Annotated in this window: 17 protein-coding genes and 1 pseudogene; 12 read left to right on the top strand and 6 right to left on the bottom strand. The window is 69.3% G+C overall.

Annotated elements, in window-relative coordinates:
- Window positions 1-157: 157 nt before the first annotated feature.
- The gene (locus ACFYY7_RS22995; protein WP_388663985.1) at window positions 158-430 is read left to right on the top strand and encodes a hypothetical protein; all 273 of its coding nucleotides are present in this window, start codon (window positions 158-160) and stop codon (window positions 428-430) included.
- Between the two features lie 210 nt (window positions 431-640).
- Here ACFYY7_RS22995 and ACFYY7_RS22990 read toward each other — a convergent pair whose 3' ends face one another.
- Entirely contained in the window at window positions 641-1,201 is a 561-nt protein-coding gene (locus ACFYY7_RS22990; RefSeq protein ID WP_376305697.1) for a cysteine hydrolase family protein, read from the bottom strand.
- 333 nt (window positions 1,202-1,534) lie between these two features.
- On the opposite strand from ACFYY7_RS22990, the gene ACFYY7_RS22985 reads away from it, so the two are divergent.
- The gene (locus ACFYY7_RS22985; protein WP_388663983.1) at window positions 1,535-2,350 is read left to right on the top strand and encodes an inositol monophosphatase family protein; all 816 of its coding nucleotides are present in this window, start codon (window positions 1,535-1,537) and stop codon (window positions 2,348-2,350) included.
- Window positions 2,351-2,415: 65 nt separating this feature from the next.
- Here ACFYY7_RS22985 and ACFYY7_RS22980 read toward each other — a convergent pair.
- A pseudogene (locus tag ACFYY7_RS22980) lies at window positions 2,416-2,744 on the bottom strand (chlorophyllase); the annotation flags it as partial.
- A 54-nt stretch (window positions 2,745-2,798) separates the two neighbouring features.
- On the opposite strand from ACFYY7_RS22980, the gene ACFYY7_RS22975 reads away from it, so the two are divergent.
- Window positions 2,799-3,104, top strand: a complete 306-nt coding sequence (locus ACFYY7_RS22975; RefSeq protein WP_388664237.1) for a hypothetical protein — start codon at window positions 2,799-2,801, stop codon at window positions 3,102-3,104.
- A 38-nt stretch (window positions 3,105-3,142) separates the two neighbouring features.
- On the opposite strand, the gene ACFYY7_RS22970 is transcribed toward ACFYY7_RS22975, so the two are convergent.
- Entirely contained in the window at window positions 3,143-3,796 is a 654-nt protein-coding gene (locus ACFYY7_RS22970; protein ID WP_388663981.1) for a TetR/AcrR family transcriptional regulator, read from the bottom strand.
- Between the two features lie 105 nt (window positions 3,797-3,901).
- Here ACFYY7_RS22970 and ACFYY7_RS22965 point away from each other — a divergent pair, with 105 nt between their 5' ends.
- A complete protein-coding gene (locus ACFYY7_RS22965; RefSeq protein WP_388663979.1) occupies window positions 3,902-4,132 on the top strand; it encodes a hypothetical protein in 231 nt (76 codons plus the stop codon).
- A gap of 104 nt (window positions 4,133-4,236) precedes the next feature.
- Complete coding sequence (locus tag ACFYY7_RS22960; protein ID WP_388663977.1) at window positions 4,237-4,635, top strand: VOC family protein; 399 nt, start codon at window positions 4,237-4,239, stop codon at window positions 4,633-4,635.
- A gap of 1,043 nt (window positions 4,636-5,678) precedes the next feature.
- Here ACFYY7_RS22960 and ACFYY7_RS22955 read toward each other — a convergent pair.
- Window positions 5,679-6,062: a hypothetical protein gene (locus ACFYY7_RS22955; RefSeq protein ID WP_388663975.1), complete on the bottom strand. Its 384-nt coding sequence runs from the start codon at window positions 6,060-6,062 to the stop codon at window positions 5,679-5,681.
- 101 nt (window positions 6,063-6,163) lie between these two features.
- Between ACFYY7_RS22955 and ACFYY7_RS22950 the strand changes: the two genes are divergently transcribed.
- The 3 genes from ACFYY7_RS22950 (at window position 6,164) to ACFYY7_RS22940 (ending at window position 8,739) form a co-directional block, all read left to right on the top strand.
- A complete protein-coding gene (locus ACFYY7_RS22950; protein ID WP_388663973.1) occupies window positions 6,164-6,652 on the top strand; it encodes a MarR family transcriptional regulator in 489 nt (162 codons plus the stop codon).
- A 39-nt stretch (window positions 6,653-6,691) separates the two neighbouring features.
- Complete coding sequence (locus ACFYY7_RS22945) at window positions 6,692-7,129, top strand: hypothetical protein (protein ID WP_388663971.1); 438 nt, start codon at window positions 6,692-6,694, stop codon at window positions 7,127-7,129.
- Between the two features lie 254 nt (window positions 7,130-7,383).
- Window positions 7,384-8,739 carry an MATE family efflux transporter gene (locus ACFYY7_RS22940; protein ID WP_388663970.1) on the top strand — a complete coding sequence of 452 codons (1,356 nt, stop codon included), beginning with the start codon at window positions 7,384-7,386 and terminating at the stop codon, window positions 8,737-8,739.
- Window positions 8,740-8,971: 232 nt separating this feature from the next.
- On the opposite strand, the gene ACFYY7_RS22935 is transcribed toward ACFYY7_RS22940, so the two are convergent.
- A complete protein-coding gene (locus ACFYY7_RS22935; protein WP_388663968.1) occupies window positions 8,972-10,249 on the bottom strand; it encodes a hypothetical protein in 1,278 nt (425 codons plus the stop codon).
- Between the two features lie 289 nt (window positions 10,250-10,538).
- Between ACFYY7_RS22935 and ACFYY7_RS22930 the strand changes: the two genes are divergently transcribed.
- The 4 genes from ACFYY7_RS22930 to ACFYY7_RS22915 all read left to right on the top strand — a co-directional run bounded on the left by ACFYY7_RS22930 (window position 10,539) and on the right by ACFYY7_RS22915 (window position 15,477).
- Complete coding sequence (locus ACFYY7_RS22930; protein WP_388663966.1) at window positions 10,539-12,083, top strand: FMN-binding glutamate synthase family protein; 1,545 nt, start codon at window positions 10,539-10,541, stop codon at window positions 12,081-12,083.
- 359 nt (window positions 12,084-12,442) lie between these two features.
- Complete coding sequence (locus ACFYY7_RS22925) at window positions 12,443-12,907, top strand: TIGR03618 family F420-dependent PPOX class oxidoreductase (protein WP_388663964.1); 465 nt, start codon at window positions 12,443-12,445, stop codon at window positions 12,905-12,907.
- 710 nt (window positions 12,908-13,617) lie between these two features.
- A complete protein-coding gene (locus ACFYY7_RS22920) occupies window positions 13,618-14,895 on the top strand; it encodes a cytochrome P450 (RefSeq protein WP_388663963.1) in 1,278 nt (425 codons plus the stop codon).
- Window positions 14,896-15,057: 162 nt separating this feature from the next.
- The gene (locus ACFYY7_RS22915) at window positions 15,058-15,477 is read left to right on the top strand and encodes a hypothetical protein (RefSeq protein WP_388663962.1); all 420 of its coding nucleotides are present in this window, start codon (window positions 15,058-15,060) and stop codon (window positions 15,475-15,477) included.
- A gap of 105 nt (window positions 15,478-15,582) precedes the next feature.
- Here ACFYY7_RS22915 and ACFYY7_RS22910 read toward each other — a convergent pair whose 3' ends face one another.
- Window positions 15,583-16,521, bottom strand: a complete 939-nt coding sequence (locus ACFYY7_RS22910; RefSeq protein ID WP_388663961.1) for a MerR family transcriptional regulator — start codon at window positions 16,519-16,521, stop codon at window positions 15,583-15,585.
- Window positions 16,522-16,587: the final 66 nt, after the last annotated feature.

The raw sequence follows: 16,587 nt of genomic DNA, 5'->3' as shown, positions 1-16,587 counted from the left end.
GCGGGAACCCGAGTACCCGCCTCTCCCCGCCCTTCCGCCCGAGCATCCCGGGTAACCCGAAAGAGCGAGAGGGCTCTCGGAACCCCGCCTTTTCCTGCCATCCTGAACCTGGCCCCGCCGCACCCCCGCCGGCCGGACCACTCCGGGGAGGTCTCCGATGACATGCGGAAACTGTGGCGCGGCAGCCACCCAGGGCCCCGACGGGTCCTGGACCTGCAACAACCAGTGCGGCTGGTCGTCCAACTCTCCCGGACCCGCCATGACCCCGGAGATCACCACCACGCGCTGTCGAGGCTGCGGCGCCGAGGTGCACGGCCTCAACGGCCGGTACGCGTGCGGACTGTGCAGCTGGTCCAACCACTGGGACGAAGGCCACCAGCCGCTCCCCGCCGCAGGCAGGATCCCCAGGGACACGAACAACCTGCAGTGAACGCACGAGGCCGCTCACGGATGTGACGGGCCGGAATCCTCATCGCGCGCACCCGCGCACCCGCGCACCCGCGCACTCGACTCCCTACCTCTACATGGACAAGATCCAGGCGACCCCGAAGGGCGCTGACATCCTGGCGTACGGGCGGCTCGCCGCAGGCTGGCCCGAGCGCATCTTCGCCGGGTGGGCCCCGCCTCCCCCGGTCCGTCGCTACCGGGGTGTGGTGGCGTCCAGCCAGTCGTCGACTGTGGTGACGTCCGCCCACTGCGGGAACAGCTTCTCGGTGAGGAACCGGTGGACCTCGGCGTCGGTGTCCAGGCAGGCGTCGGCGAGAACGGTGAGGCCGAAGTCCAGGTCGTTGGCCTGGCACAGGGTATGCAGCACCACGGCGCTGGTGGCGATGCCGGTGAGGACGAGGCTGTCGATGCCGTACGCCCTGAGCACCACGTCGAGGTCACTGCCCGAGAACGCGCTCGCCCGTCTCTTGGTGACCACCACCTCGCCCGGCCGGGGCGCGACATCGGGGTGGATTTCGGTGCCGGGGTCGCCCTCGACATGGAGTCCGGCTCGCGCGACGGCGGTGAGAGCCCTGTTGCGCGGGCTGACTTCGGGAAAGCCCTGGCGTAACGCGATGACCACGTAGATGACAGGAATGTCTGCGGCCCGGGCACCATCTATCGCCCTGCGCAGGCGCGGAAGGTATCCGGAGCCGTCGTCGGCGATGTCCACGATGGCTCGCTGGACGTCCATCACGAGAAGGGCGCTGCTCATACGGTCTCCAGAAGTGATGTCGGACCGGCGCTGAAGCGGGGCCGGGTTCTCCATGTTCGGGCAGTGCGCGCGGCCGCCGGCACTGTGGCGGCACCGTGGCAGTGTGCCCGCCGGGAACGAGTTCCGCCAAGCGGCCTGGCCCGGTGGACCGCTGGACCGCGAGGACCCTGACGGGGAGTCGGGGGCGGCAGGGGCCGAGTGGGGGAGTGCCCCGGCGGCAACGACCTGGCGCTCGTCAACCGGCTCGTCTCCGCGGCCTTCAACCCGCGAGCAGCATGGACAGGACCGGTCCGGCAGGCGAGGACCCGGACTGCCGCCGATATCCTGCGTGACATGGTCAACTCATATGCGAGCGCGGGCCTTGACGATGCCGGGGTTGCGACAGCCGCGGTACGTGCCGGCGCGGACGTCGTGCGGAGCATGTACGGCCGGCGGCTCACCCGCATCGACAAGGGGGCCGGGGATTTCGCCACCACCGCCGACGTGGAGGCCGAGAAGGCGATTCTCGGTGTCATCCGGGCCGCCCGGCCCGATGACGCTCTGCTCGGCGAAGAGGGCGGACACCAGGGTGCCGCTCGGGCCGAGCGCCAGTGGTTGGTCGATCCCTTGTGCGGCACGCTGAACTACGCCGTCGGCAACATGCTGGTGGCCGTCAACGTGGCGCTGCGCAACGGTGCGGCAGCGGTGGCCGACCCGTTCAGCGGCGAGGTCTTCTTCACCGATGGGGAGACCGCCTGGGTGCGGCACGACGATGCCGATGCGCGACTGACGCCCACGCCCGACACCCAACTCGTGGATGTCAATCTGGACCCGCCGTTCCCCAGCGCGCCCGGCTTCCGGGCTGTGGAACTGCTGGTCCATCCCGGGTTCGTGGAACGTTTCCGGCCCCGAGTCGTATCCACGACGCTGGCGTTGGCCTGGGTTGCCGCAGGCAAGCGCGCCGCGTACGTCACCGACGGCGGCGACCTGTCCGGGAGCGTCCATTTCGCCGCCGGTATCGCTCTGTGCCGGGCCGCCGGTTGCATGGTGACCGGGATCGACGGTTCCCCGATCGGACAGGCAGGCCGCGGACTCGTCGTGGCCGCCGACGGCGAAACCCACCAACTGCTGATGTCGATGATCCGCAGCGGAGACCGGCACCGCACCTGAAGGAGAGAGGGTGCCGGTGACGTCGGTGGCTTCGACCACGCGCGACGGGGCCCGGTGAGCGGCGCCTACTTGCCCTGCAGTTCCCCGAGCGGGTCGGGGTCTTCCTCCAGCGCGGTGGTCGCCGCCTTCCAGCCGGTGTCCTCGGGGTAGAGGGCGCTGCGCAGGAAGGCCGTGGTGAGCCGCTGGATCAGGGCGACCCGGGCGGGGCTCTCATCCCTCGTCTCGGCGACCTCGTATCCGGGGATGCCGCCGAGCGAGTGCTCGGCTCCGAACAGCGTGAGCAGGCGCTTGTTTCCCGGGCTGTAGGTGTAGGGGTCGGTGAACCAGTCCGGTCCGCGCGTGGACAGGTGGGACCGGTGTCCCCGGCGACGACGAGGGCCGGTGTGGTCAAGGAGGCCGGCCCGGCCCTGCTGTCGACCAGCCCGACGCCCCATGCCGTCCTGGAGCGGTGGGCCGACCTCTTCGTCGACTTCCTGGTCACCAAGCACGGCCTGGCCGCCGCGACGCAGGGGGCGGCACCGGCTTCGAGGCGCTGCACACCTACTTCCTCGACCGTCTCCTGCCGGTGTGCGCCCAACTCCTCGACGCAGCCGTCGCCTCCGGCGAGACCCGCTCCGGCCTTGACCCCGACCTCGATGCCTGCCAACTCATGTGCGGCATCGGAAACCTCTGTATCGGCGCCGACGGCGACCCCCGCTACGACGCACGCCGACTGGTCGCACTCCTCGTCGCAGGACTCCGTCAGCCGAGCTGACGGTCCTGACGGACTGCCGGGGCGGTTGGCCGGGGTGTTCAGGCCACGGCGTAGTCGGCGAGGGCCGGTTCGAGCAAGTCGAAGGCGTCGGTCGCCTCCGTGGTGATGGTTCCGGCGATCTCGTCGTTGGGGCGTTCGGCCAGGGTGAGGTCCTGGATGCGTTGGAACAGAATGCGGTGGACGGTCCCGAGCAGCCCGGCGGCGGTCTGGACGGTGATGTCGTCCGACGGTGCGCCCACGGCTGCGGCGAGAGTCTGGGCCAGGGCGCGTTCGCGCTGGTCGTGCAGGCCGCGCAGGCAGGCCGAGAGGGTGGGGCTGTCGGCGATCATGCGGGCGAAGGCGGGCCCCGAGAAACCGGAGACCGGATCTGCGGCTGCCGCGGCGTCGGTGAAGGCGCGGCGCAGTGCCGCCAGGGCGGATTCGCCGGGCCGCCGAGCGGCCACCGTGTGCGCCAGGGAAGCGATGAACGCGTCCTGGTGGTCCAGGGCCAGGTCCTCCTTGCGCGGGAAGTAGTTGGTCACCGTCTTCTTCGCGACCCGTGCGGCGGCGGCGATCTCGGCGATGGTGGTCTGCTCGAAGCCCTGGGCGATGAACAGCCGGGTGGCGTGGTCGGAGATGAGTTGCCGGGTCTCCTGCTTTTTGGATTCCCGCAGGCCGGCGGGTTGCGCGGGCGATTTGATGTCAGTAGCCATGAGGCAATCTTACCCTCGTGGCATTTTTATGTTGACACTCGTGAGCCCCGTGGCTAACTTTACTCTCGTCGTAAAGTTCTGATGATGGAACGAAGAGGAGAGTCCATGCCCGAACTCAATCGCACCGCGAGCACCACCCCAGCCTTCGACATCGACCTCGCTGTCGGCCTCGGCGAGTTCCTGACCGGGCGCGACGGCCACAGCCCCGTACCGAGCCCAGCGCCGAGCCCCACGCCGCGTCGCCGTGACGGGCGGCTGCTCGCCCAGATGGCCGCAGCCCGCGCCCGGCGCAACACCCCGTCCACGCGCAACCTGCCGCGCCGCGGCGGCTACTGATCCGCACCCGCACCCGCACCCACAGCCGTACGGACGACCACGCCCGGCCGCCTCGCCGACCGGCAGCGGCGACAGGCTCCCCGAACCCCATGAGGAGAACCGCCTTGCAGATCACCGCGTCCACCGTCTCGCTCACCGTCGACGACGTCGCCGCGTCCCAGCGGTTCTTCACCACCCACCTCGGCTACGCCGAGCAGGCCGCCGCCGATGGATTCGTCTCCCTGTCGCGCGACGACGCCGCAGTGGACGTCGTCCTCCTCGCCCGCGGAATCGAGGTGCTGCCGGCCGACCAGCGCGACCAGCATGTCTCCGGCCTGATCCTCGCCTTCACCATCACCGGCATCGAGGCCGAGGAGAAGCGGCTGTGCGCCGAGGGCGTCGAGATCGCCATGCCGCTGCGCGAGGAGCCCTGGGGCGAACGCCTCTTCCAGATCACCGACCCCAACGGCGTGATCGTCCAGTTCGTCGAGTGGGCCGCCCCGTCCGGACCCGAGAACGCCTGACAGCCCCACCTGCCGCGTCCCTTGGCCTCGAATCCGCCTGAACGGGCTTTGGGGACCGGCCGGTTGAAGCAGCTCCGGCCCACGGGGCCGCCGCGGTCGTGCCAGAGGCCGGTGAGAGCCGCGTTCGTCCTCGGTGAGCAGTCCGGGATCCTCGCGGGGGCACCGGCCCCCGCGAACAGGGCGGACTCCTGCCGGAGCCGTACGCGGAGATCACTCGGTAAGGGGCAGGATCCGCAGGCGACCGCTCGGGCCCGTCGCCGCGATCGTCCCGTGGAACTCTCCCCACCGGTCCTCGCCGAACAACTGCACGAGCGCGGCAGGCGGTCGAGGGGCAGGCGTACCCGATTCTCACTGGTCGCTCCGTGCGGTTCGCCTCCGTGCTCGCGCGAGACCGGCGCGTGCGAGGATCGTGGTGTGGAACGGCCGGGCAGATGCCGAACTTTCCCAGGAGCGGAGTCAGGTGAAGGACGACGAGATACGCGCGAGCTTCGACGGCCGTGCCCGTGTCAAGCTGCTTCCTGACCGTGACACCGCCTCGAATCGGCGCCGGATCGAGGAGATCGCCCACGCGCTGGGCTACCGATTGCTCGCAACCGAGAAAATCAGCCAGTTCGGTATCCGGCTCGTCTATGAACGCGACGACGCCCCGATCGCACGCCGTCGCGCCGAGCTGACCATTGCCCGGCTGCGCGCGGGTGGCCCGCTGCTGCCGGCGGTGGAGCCGCCTCCGCCTCCGCCACCAGGCCCGCCGCCCCCGGCCCCTTCGCAGGCCCGGCCCCGGCAGCCCAGCCATCCTCGGTGGGGGGCGCCGCCACCGCCACCACCGCCCGCCACCGAGGCTCCAGCCCGACCGCGGTTCCCACCCCCACCACCGGGCCCACCGCCTCCGCCACCCCCACTACCCCCCGGCACCGGTCCGTCCATCGCCACCTCCACCGGCGGAAATCGGGCAGCGAACACCACCTGACCCGTTTCGTCGGCCGGGCCTTTCCGGGGCCGGTGTGTGCAGGCCGGGACGGGACGACCCGGCCTGCACACGCGCGTCAGGCCACCGTCCCGGCGACTCCCGTGCGGCCGTCGGGGACGCCGACGATCGTGACAATGACCTGCTTGCGCACGGCCTCGCCGAGTACGTCGGCCATCGCGTCGGTGGTGGCGGCGACCAGACGGGCGGGAGCGTCAGGGATCTCGGGTACGTGATACGCGGCCTCGCGCATGCTGAGGGTGACGAGAGGCGCATCGTCGTCGGTCGGGTTGCCGCCGATGCCCCGGCGGTGCTGCGGGATGCCGATCAGATCAACTCCGACAAGGCGGCGGAACTCCGCGCCGTAGACGGAGCCGACCGCGTCGGTCAGGGCGCTGATCAGCTTCGGTTCTACCGTCCCGTCGAGGGCTTCCTCGCGGATGTGCACGCTGAAGTGCGGCATGGCAGCAACTCCGTTCAGGTCGTTTGTACGATGAGGGGAGCTCACTTTGCAGACAAAGCAAAACACCTTTGATGGCAAAGGTAAATAGGGAGGGGTGTGCGATGTCAAGGCCCAGAACGCACGACGCTGCCGAAGGCGGCGAGAACGAGGTCGATGACGCCGTCCGGGCCCTGCTGCTGCTCATGCCTCGGATGGTGGGCAGAGTCAAGAAGATCCCTGTGCCCGAGGCGCTGCAGTCCTTCGCACTGGCGCCGCGCCACCTCTCCCTGCTCTCCTACCTGCTCTTCGACGGGCCGATGACCGTGAACGAACTGGCGGCCCGGCTGCAGGTCGCGCCGACGACGGTGAGCCTGCTGGTCGGCGACCTGAGCCGGAAGGGGATCCTGGAACGCCGTGAGGACGAGGCGGACCGACGTCGTCGGATCATTGGCATCGCGGCCGACCAGCAACCCGCGATCACTGCCTGGCTCGCCCCGGGTGCGGCTGCGTGGCGCAAGGCGTTGGCCCCGCTGACACCGGATCAGCGACAGCTGTTCGTCGACACACTGCTCGCGTACGAAGCCGCGGTCGGCGGTGCGGAAAAAGGCTGAGCCGGGCCCGTAGCTGATGCCTTGAGAGAGAGTTTCAGTGTGAGAGCTGAAGAGAACGTGCCGCTCGCTGAACGGGTGCTTCTGGTTGAGAGCCGCGCCAACAAGGAGGCCCTAGCGGCTTTTGGTCACGGTTTCACCCGAAGGTCTGCGAACGAGGAGGCGCTCTTCCTCTCGTTCAACTACGCGGACGTACCCGTGGGCAGAACATTCGATTGCTGTTTTCGGCGTGTGGACGAGAGCGACGTCGTCCGGGTGACAGCCACCGTCGTATCCGTCACCCAGCAGTTCGGGGTCGGATGGGACGAGATTCCACACGGTTGGAAGACGCTCACTCTTCTGAGGTTCGAGCCGGAGATTCCCTCGCTGATCAGAGACCTGCCGGAGGCGTCCAGCTGGTATGAGCACCCCATCTCTGTCTTCATCTCGGACAGAGGCGTTTGGGAAGCGCGAGCCGCGAACGAGTCACGATCGGTTTGAAGGCCGGTCCACCATCCGGTACGTGACCGAGTAGGTGTTCTTGATCGCGTTTTGCATGCAAGTCGGTGACGACTGGTCAGTGCTTCGAGCGCCCCTGATTCAGGCTCTGCCCCGGCGTGTTGCGCCCGCGTCACGGTGGACGGCGACCGGGGCCATCGCCCCTCTGTCCGGTCACGTCGGTCCCGCTGCCCCAGCGGGACCGAGTTCGTCGCTTCCGCTGACCTGTCGGCTCCCGCAGTGTGATGATCGAACCCGTGAGCAGCAAGGCGACCAGGCCAGTCGGACGCAGTACGTGGATCGAGATAACGGCGGCAGCGCTCCCGCTGTACCTGACAATGATCGCCGCCTCAGTCGGCGCTCTGGTCGACACCGCGCTGCTCGGCAACCACGCCACCGCCACCCTCGCGGCCTTCGCCGTCGCCATGGCCGTGTTCAGCCCCGCTACCGCCACAGTGGCGGGCGCTCTGCGCGGCGTGATGCCGTTCATGACACCGAGCAAGGAGGATCCCGACCGTCTCCTGCCCGTGGTGCGCAGCGGAACGTGGCTTGCAATCATCGTCGGCGCCATCGCGGCGGCGGCGGTCGTGTCCGTTCCTCTGATCGGCCGAGCGGCCGGGGTTCCCCGTGCCACCCTCGACCAGTTGGGGATCTTTCCACTCCTGCTGGCCGGCAGCGTGCTCGCCATCGCGGTCAGCTCGTCAGCCACGTCCGTCCTGGTGGCACTTGGCCACTCGAAGTCGGTGATGCGGGCCGGGCTGCTCGGCACCGCCGCATCCACCGCGCTGTCCGTACTACTCGTGGGTGGTCCCGGCCCGCTGCCGAGTTACGGCCTGACCGGAGCAGGCATCGCCATGCTCGCCTCCAGCGTGATCAGCACCTGCGTCAACCAGGTGGCCATCCGCCGCTCCACCGTGCTCAGCGGCCGCTCGTTGTATCCGGGCCGGCTCAATGTGAAGCAGGTCTGGGCCCTGGGCGCCGTGGGGATTCCGCTGGCCGGCACAGTACTCGTCAAGTTCGCCGTCCTGGGCGTATTGACCTTTGCGGCAGCCAGGATCGGGACGGACAGTGCCGCAGTGCACAGCGTCGGCATCTCCCTGGTCAACCTCATTTTCACAGCTGCGGTGGCAGTCGGCCAGGCCACCATCCCTCTGATCTCCGCCTACGCGACGAAGCGCGACAGCGGGCGTATCCGGCGCAGCGTTCGGGTGGGAACGGGGCTGGCACTGAGCGTCGTGGGGTTCATCGGGGCAGCGGTGATCCTCCTCAGTTCCTGGGTCGTTCCGCTGTTCACCCAGGATGTCGATGTGCGGCCACAGATCACAGGTCTTCTGCCACTGGTGCTGGCCGTGGTCGTCACCGACGCGCTGCAGGCGGTCGTCGGATTCGGCCTCATCGGTCTCAAGCGCACCATGCCGAGTTTCGTGTCGACCTTCATTTGCTACGGAGTCCTGGCCGCCATCGCCGCTCCGGTAGCCACAACTGGAGGGCTTGCCGCCCTGTGGACGGCACTCGCCCTGGCCAATCTCCTCCAGGCAGTGAGCAAGGCCTACTCCTTTTACCGACACAGCACATTCACCGACACCCGCGCATACGCACCAACCGCCACGTGAGAGAAGCGCCGGCCCGCACAGCTCTCCGTCCTCGACAGCAGTTGACGATCCCTCGGCGACGAACGCGCGGCACCTTGGCATGCTGAGGAACGTCCAATGAGCGTTGGACTTCGCGGGTTCGCCCCGCGGGCGGACTCCGCGGGGCGCCGAGGCGGTACAGACGATGGGTACATGCGACCGGGACAGCAGATGACCGGACGGCAGGCGACCGGGTCCGCCGACGGCATGCGCCTCAGACATGGAGTGTTCCGGGGAACGCGCCGTGCCCGACGCCCGGTGCGGTGACGGCCAGCCAGCCGTGGCCGCGCACCTCGGTGTCCGGGCCGACCTCGTCGGGGTCGACCGAGAGGTACCCGCAGGCGGACCGGGCGCCCGCGGTCCCCGCGTTGGACGGGGCCTCGTCGTACTCGGGGTCGAAGTCCGGGTCGTCGACCGCCAGGGTCTCCCACGGCAGCGGGTCGCCCTCCCATTCGGGGCTGCTCTCGGCGGCGTACTGACGGATCACCCGGCCGTTCTCGGCGACGATCCACACGTCGGAGCCGCCGGCGTCGTCCAGGAAGTAGAACTGGGCCTGGCCGCAGTGGACGCTGACGCGCTCGACCGTCTCGATCATGCCGTCCCAGGGGTCGCCGACGAGCTCGTCGAAGGGACCGAAGACAAGGCGCCAGCCGTCCAGCTCCGGGGTGATGAAGGCCCGCCCCACGGAGCGGTCGGCGCCGTCCTGCCCAGGTACCTGGATCCTCCGGCCCTCTGCCGCCTCCACGCCGGCCGAGACCGTGACGGGCCGCCGGTCGTGCAGGCCCAGAGCCTCGAAGACACCCTCGTACGACGCCCCGGGCACGGCCATCCACCAGCCGCTGAGGATCGCCGACGGAAGCGTCGGGACACCCTCGTCCAGGATCTTCACCTGTATCAGCCGCTCGATCGCCGCCCGGTCGCGGTCGTCGAGCGCGTCGACACCGCCGCCCTCCACCAGCGCCGCCATCGCGCCCCGCCGGACCTTCGGGGACACCGCAGGGTCGCGACGCAGGGAGCGCAGCCGCGGCCGGAAGGACTCGTGCAGCAGGCGGGCGTAGTCGGATGCCTTGTAGGGGACGAGGCGGCCCCGGGCGAAGCAGCCCACCAAGGCCATCAGCCCGGCCTCGGAGTCTATTTGCAGCCTGACGAGCCCCTGGAAGCCCTTGCCCGAACTTCCGCGGTCCGGATCGGCCGCCAGGGCCGCGTACTGGTCGGCGGAACGCTCGTCGAACACCCCGAGGAACCGCCCCGCCTGCCAGTCCGCCACCTCCTTGCGCCGCCAGGCCGCCAGCACGCCGTCGAACGCGGGCGGCCCGATGTGCCGCAACGCCCGCATGACCGGCTGGAGACCAGCGGTCCTGTTCACACCGGCCACGCCGCGCAGCAGTTCCGGCACCACGCTGTCGGCCTGCTCCGCCAGCCGTGAGGCAGCGGCCTCCACGCGCGCGTCGTCGTTGCTGCCCAGGTCCTTGAGAAGGGATTCGATCTCCATGCAGCAGCACGGTAGCCCCAGCCACTGACAGCGCCCCGCGGGACCGTGTGCCGGGGGCCGGGACGGCTCGCGCTGCCGCCGGACACGACCGGGCCGCGGGTTCGACCTGGCTGATCGCCCGGTGGCCACGCACCCTGCCCCGTCCGCCCATTCGCGAGACCTCTAACATCATGTGGCGTTTTGTCGTCGGACGCCGATGCCTGTCCGGTCGTGTCCGCCGCCCAACGCCCACGACATCCGCCGCACGGCGATGGAGTCGGGTATCGAGCAACCGAGGAGAGGAACGTTCATGCGGGCTCGGAGCATCGGCGCGGCCGCCGCGACAGCATTGGCGCTGGTGGCTGCCCGCGACCTCGTCCAGAAGAAGCACGCACTGCTCAGGAACTTCCCCGTGATCGGGCACGCCCGGTACCTGTTGGAGACGATCGGGCCGGAACTGCGTCAGTACGTCGTGACGTCCAACGAGGAAGAGCGCCCGTTCAGCCGTGACCAGCGCACCTGGATCTATGCGTCGGCGAAGGAAGAGAACAACTACTTCGGGTTCGGAACCGACGTGGACGTCGAGCACGTGCAAGGGCACGCGTACGTGAAGCAGCGGACGTTCGCCGGCACGTTGCCCGATCTGCACGACCCGCAGGCCCCGCTGCCCTCGGCCAAGGTGCTGGGCGGCCCGCGCGGGCGCGCCAAGGCGTTCCGGCCGGCGAGCGTCGTGAACATCTCGGCGATGAGCTTCGGATCGCTGTCCGGCGCGGCCATCACGGCGCTCAACAAGGGCGCGGCGCTGGCCGGCGCGATGCAGAACACGGGCGAGGGCGGCCTCTCGCCGTACCACCGCAACGGCGGTGACCTCATCCTCCAGATCGGGACGTCGTACTTCGGCTGCCGCAACGAGGACGGCACCTTCAGCCTCGACAAGCTCAAGGACGTGGTCGCGAGCGCCCCGGTCAAGGCGATAGAGATCAAGCTCTCCCAGGGCGCCAAGCCGGGGCTCGGCGGGATGCTGCCGGGCGCGAAGGTGACCCCCGAGATCGCCGGGATCCGCGGCATCCCGGCCGGCAAGGACTGCGCCTCCCCCTCTCGGCACACCGCGTTCCACGACGTCGACTCGATGCTCGACTTCGTGGAGCTGCTCGCTGCCGAGACCGGTCTTCCGGTCGGGATCAAGAGCGCTGTGGGGGAGATGAGCTTCTGGCAGGAGCTGGCCACGCTGATGGCGCGTGGTGATCGCGGGGTCGACTTCGTGACCATCGACGGAGGCGAGGGCGGCACCGGGGCGGCTCCCCTGATCTTCACCGACTCGGTGTCGCTGCCGTTCCGGATGGGATTCTCCCGCGTCTACAGCACGTTCGCCGAACGGGGCCTGACCGACGACATCACCTTCATCGGTTCCGGCAAGCTCGGCCTGCCCGAGAACGCCGCCGTAGCCTTCGCCCTGGGGGTCGACATGATCAACGTCGCCCGCGAGGCCATGCTGTCCATCGGCTGCATCCAGGCACAGAAATGCCACACCGACAAGTGCCCCACCGGCATCGCCACCCAGGACCCGTGGCTGGTGCGCGGCATCGACGCGCCCTCGAAGGCCACCCGGGCCGCTGTCTACCTGCGCACCCTGCGCAAGGAGCTGCTGAAGGTCTCGGGAGCTGTCGGCGTCGCCCACCCGGCACTCATCACCACCACCGACATCGAGATCATGAACGGCGACTACGACGCCCGCACCCTGGCGAGCGTCTACGGCTACAAGGACGGCTGGGGCGAACTCGGCCCGGAGCTCGCCCAGGAGATCACCGCGCTGCTCACCACCGAACCGAACGCCCTCCAGAAGCCTGCCGGCTGACGTTCGACGCGTCGCGACCTCGCCGGGCCGGTCGTGATGCTGTCGGCGACTGTCGGCAGCACACCGATCTGCTCGGCGAAGCCGCGGCCGGGCAGCGGCCGAGTGCTACGTGTGCGTCCACGACTCATTCCGCCGCGATCCCCGGACGGCTGGGCCGGTGCACTGGACCCGGCGCGGCGCGGCACGGCATCGGTGACCAGTCCTCTGCAGCTCCTCTGCAACTCCTCTGCAATTTCTCTGCAATGCCCTGGCCACCAAGGGCGGGAGCGCGGAGAACGGCCTCTCGGCACCGCCTCCACCTGGCGGATTCCACGGCTCCCCCGATCTCTCCAGTCGATCATGGTTGATAGCCTCCCGGGATGACTGCGCCTTTCGATGAAGCCGTCCGCGCCCGACTGCAAGCCCCCAACATCTGGTACGTCGGCACCGTGTTCGCCGACGGAGCACCGCAGGTCAGCCCGATGTGGGTGGATCTGGAAGGGGAAGGGGAGCTGACGTTCAACACCTCGGTGGGTCGGGTGAAGGAGGAAAACCTGCGCCGCGACCCCCGCGTCTACCTCTCACACGCGGACGCCACCGACCCCTTCGACCGAGTGCAGATCAGTGGTGTGGTGGCCCGTTTCATCGAGTGCGAGGAGGCACACGACCGGATGGACCGGCTGGCCCGCAAGTACCTGGGCGTCGATCGCTTCGAGTGGATCATGCCGGAGGAACAGCGGGTCGCGGTGATCGTGCGTCCCGTCAAGGTGCGGCACATCGTCGGGGTGGAGCGGTTCCGGCCCGGTGGCCCCGTCCCCGAGCCCGGACCGGCGTACCCCTCGTGACAATCGTCGCCGGCACGACGGCTTCGCCCCGGGGAAGCACGGCCGCCCTGCCCGCCGGCTGAACCGCTCCGGCCCCGACCACCACTACGCGGCCTCGGGCGGAGGAGGACGGGTCAGCCGATCGGGTCCGGACCAGGAGCGAGCGGCGGGAGTCCGTGGGCGGCGGCGATCAGCAGGCCGGGGCCGGCGCCCAGCCGATCCACCGCGCCGCTCGTGCCGAGGGCGACAGCTGACAGAAGGCCCAGAAGGCATCCGGCCCTACACCCGAGAAGCGCCGCAGGAAGCCTAGGCGCACGGTCCGGAACCGGTTCGTCGTGTCCACAGGCTCAATCCTGGATCCTTGATGTCACTGTTCCGCCAAGCTTCCAGGGCCCTTGTGCCACAGATCCACAGCGGCCACACGCCGTCGGAGACGGCCGGCTTCACACTGCCGCCGACTCGCTCCTCACCGACGCCGTCGGCTTCAGCACCCTGACGCGGTGATGAGCCGCACCGCCTTGTCGAGAGCCATGAGCGGCACCGCCAACCCGTCCCTGCACCCCCTGCACCCCCTGCGCTCCGTGCCGGATCGTGTCGCAGAGCAGCACTGACGGCGGCACACCTGCGGCAATTGCATCCCTTCGGGGGGATTGGTGCCCCGGAGGCATTGGGAGGGCCGTCCCTGCGCATGATCCCGGCACTGGACGATCACACGCTTTGGAGGCTCCGAAGTGACTGCGGCGGAACACGGCACCATCGAGCCCGACGGAGAACTGCTGGACCTGGCCGATCAGGAGCTGGTTCGCGATCCGTTCACCGCCTACGCGCCCGTCCGTGAACGGGAACAGATGGTGCGGGGACGTGTGCAAGGAGTCGACCCGATGTGGGTGGCCACCCGCCACGACGACATCCGTACGGTCATGAGCGACCCCCGCTTCACCATTGACGCCGCGACCGTCCCCGGCGCGCCGGTGGCCCACCGTACCGAACAGACCTGGCAGGCCCGCGGCATGTATGCAGGGCACGAGAAATACCTGCGTGCCGGCATCTTCGACGCGGACGGCGTCGATCACCGACGCCTCCGCGGCCTGGTCACCGCCGCGTTCTCCCCGGGCCGTGTGGCCGCATTGCGCCCCAGGATCGAGGCAATCGCCGGCCAACTGCTCGACCGCCTGCCGGGCCACGCGGAGAACGGAGTCGTCGACCTCATCGAGCACTTCGCCCGGCCGTTGCCCATCACCGTCATCTGCGAGCTCATCGCCGTCCCTGAAGCCGACCGTGACCGCTGGCGCGCGCGGAGCGCCACACTGACCGCCGGTATCTGCGGTGACGAACTGGGCGCCGCGCTCGCCGGCATGGTCGAGGACGCGCACGCCCTCGTCGACCACCATGCCGAACACCCCGGCGGCGACCTCATCTCCGAACTGCTCGCGCCCCACCACCATGACCGGCTGAGCACCGACGAGTTGGTCGCCCTCATCACCAACCTCGTCGTCGCCGGACACATCACCACCGTCAACCTCATCGCCAACAGCACCGAAGCACTCCTCACCCACCCGGACCAGCTCGCCCTGCTGCGCGAAGACGCCACTCTCATGCCACACGCCGTCAAAGAACTCATGCGCTACTGCGGCCCCGTCGTGCGCGCGCTGCCCCGCTACGCCACCTGCGACACCACGGTCGGCAGCACCCCCGTACGTACCGGGGAGGCCGTCCTTCCGATCGTGTCCGCGGCCAACCGCGACCCGGCCGCCTTCACCGACCCCGACCGCCTCGACCTCGGCCGCACCCGCAACAGCAAGGAATCCCACCTCGGATTCGGGCACGGCGCACACCGCTGCCTGGGCGCGCACCTCGCCCAGGAAGAGACCGCCGCGGCTCTGACCGCGCTGCTCAGCCGTTTCCCCGACCTGCAGCTCACCACCGACCCGGAACATCTGCAACGCGGCACCAACCCCGTCAACTGGCACCTGAAAGCCCTCCCTGTACGCCTGCAACCCCAGTCCTAGCCAGGGCTGTCCGATGGATCAGGGTGTGGTCCGCTGCGGAAGCCGGTCACAGGGACACCTCCTCCGGCGCCGGAACCCCGGCATTCGTCAGGGTTGATGTGCGAGGGCTGCGGGCAACCTTGTGGCGTCATCCCGCAACTCATACCAAAGGAGACATACGTCGTGTTGCGCCGAACTGCTCTCACCCTCTTCGCCGCGGCGGGCCTGGCCATGTCCACGGCACTGACCGCGCCGGCCGTCGCATCGGCTCCGGCCACGGCCGCCGCCTACCCCACCACCCCGGTCAAAGTCTCCGACGGCGCCGGAAGTTCCATCACGGGCACCTTGACCTGGTACAACCGGTCGGTGGACTTCACCGGGACGTTGAAGTCGGTCGGCTGCCGCAGAGCGTGGTACAGCGTGTTCGACGGCTATGCCAACCCGCTCGGCGCCAGGAGCAGCAGTACGCACTGCAACACGGTGACTTCGGTGCCGGCCACACTCCCCGCGGATGTCGTCGGCGGCGGCTCGTACGTCGGGGTCTGCCTTGACGATGCGAACGGCAAACCGGTGACATCGTGCGGCGTCTACCCCCGTCCGTGACCGATCTCCGGCCTCTGCCGACCACGTGGGTCGGCCCCCGGACAGAAGTGTCCTGCTCGTCCGGTGGTCCGATCGGGCGTCACGGAGCCGCCTCCACCGCGATGGCTACGCGTCCCGGTCGTTTCGCAGGGCCTGGACGAGCCAGGGGTACACCGGGATCAGGTTCGGCACCACCTGCCAGCCGTTGACGATCCAGACCAGCCGCCAGTACCGATCCACCCCGGGATCGTGCGCTTCTTCGAACTGCTGGGCCATCCAGTCCCGGAACTCCGTGTCAGGGATGCGCGCGAACGCCTCGGCGAAGCGGTGCACAAGGCCGTCGACGACGGGCCCGGCCCGGTTGCCGAGTGGGTCGATGCCCGACTCCATGGCCTCGGCCACCTTCTGACGGGTGAACCGCATCAGTTCCTCGCCGGCCGCGCTCTCGATGCCGAGCATGCGCCCACCGGCCTGGCACATGGCCGTCCGGCGCATCCGGGCCCGGAAGTCCTCGTCGCCCATCAGCTCGACGAGTTCCACCCATGCGGCGACCTGCTCGCTGGACGGATCGTGGGGGAGGCTGGGAGCGGCAGCGCGAACCATGGCCACCGCGGCCGGGTCGGCATCGGCTGTGCCGAAGGTGCCCTCCACGAACTCGTCGATCAAGCGTCGGCGTTCCTCGCCGGACAACTGCGTGAGCCTGTGCATGAGCTTGGTCTCCTCGGGATCGGACCCGCGTCCGGCCGCGACCCGCAGAACGCTCCGGCGCAGTTGCAGCATCCGGATCTGGACGTCGATGGCGTCGGCGTGCGCCGCGGCGACTTCCGCCACCGAGAGCTCACGGTCCAGTACCCGTCGAATCGTGGCCAGGCCGATGCCCAGCTCGCGCAGGGTGCGGAGGAGTTCCAGACGAAGCAGTGCGTCGCGGTCGTAGAGCCGATAGCCGGCGGGGCTTCGGGTGGTCGGAGTCACCACCCCTGAATCGGAGTAGAACCGGATGGTCCTCACGGACAGGCCGGTCCGCCGGGAAAGATCCCCGATCGAGTGGAGGGTTGTGACGTCCATGTCCCCGACTCTGCTGTCTCCAGTCACTGGAGACTCAAGTCTATGGACCGGACGGGTCCGACCGGG

The sequence above is a fragment of the Streptomyces sp. NPDC001933 genome (assembly GCF_042890955.1).
Taxonomy (GTDB): Bacteria; Actinomycetota; Actinomycetes; order Streptomycetales; family Streptomycetaceae; genus Streptomyces.
The sequence above is the reverse complement of the archived record's forward strand: the minus strand, read 5'-3'. Positions and strand labels throughout refer to the sequence as shown.

Bases quoted from the DNA above. Each gene is read 5' to 3' on its own strand.
- ACFYY7_RS22995 (WP_388663985.1), top strand. From the start codon at position 158: ATGACATGCGGAAACTGTGGCGCGGCAGCCACCCAGGGCCCCGACGGG.
- ACFYY7_RS22990 (WP_376305697.1), bottom strand. From the start codon at position 1,201: ATGAGCAGCGCCCTTCTCGTGATGGACGTCCAGCGAGCCATCGTGGAC.
- ACFYY7_RS22985 (WP_388663983.1), top strand. From the start codon at position 1,535: ATGGTCAACTCATATGCGAGCGCGGGCCTTGACGATGCCGGGGTTGCG.
- ACFYY7_RS22970 (WP_388663981.1), bottom strand. From the start codon at position 3,796: ATGGCTACTGACATCAAATCGCCCGCGCAACCCGCCGGCCTGCGGGAA.
- ACFYY7_RS22965 (WP_388663979.1), top strand. From the start codon at position 3,902: ATGCCCGAACTCAATCGCACCGCGAGCACCACCCCAGCCTTCGACATC.
- ACFYY7_RS22955 (WP_388663975.1), bottom strand. From the start codon at position 6,062: ATGCCGCACTTCAGCGTGCACATCCGCGAGGAAGCCCTCGACGGGACG.
- ACFYY7_RS22950 (WP_388663973.1), top strand. From the start codon at position 6,164: ATGTCAAGGCCCAGAACGCACGACGCTGCCGAAGGCGGCGAGAACGAG.
- ACFYY7_RS22935 (WP_388663968.1), bottom strand. From the start codon at position 10,249: ATGGAGATCGAATCCCTTCTCAAGGACCTGGGCAGCAACGACGACGCG.
- ACFYY7_RS22930 (WP_388663966.1), top strand. From the start codon at position 10,539: ATGCGGGCTCGGAGCATCGGCGCGGCCGCCGCGACAGCATTGGCGCTG.
- ACFYY7_RS22925 (WP_388663964.1), top strand. From the start codon at position 12,443: ATGACTGCGCCTTTCGATGAAGCCGTCCGCGCCCGACTGCAAGCCCCC.
- ACFYY7_RS22910 (WP_388663961.1), bottom strand. From the start codon at position 16,521: ATGGACGTCACAACCCTCCACTCGATCGGGGATCTTTCCCGGCGGACC.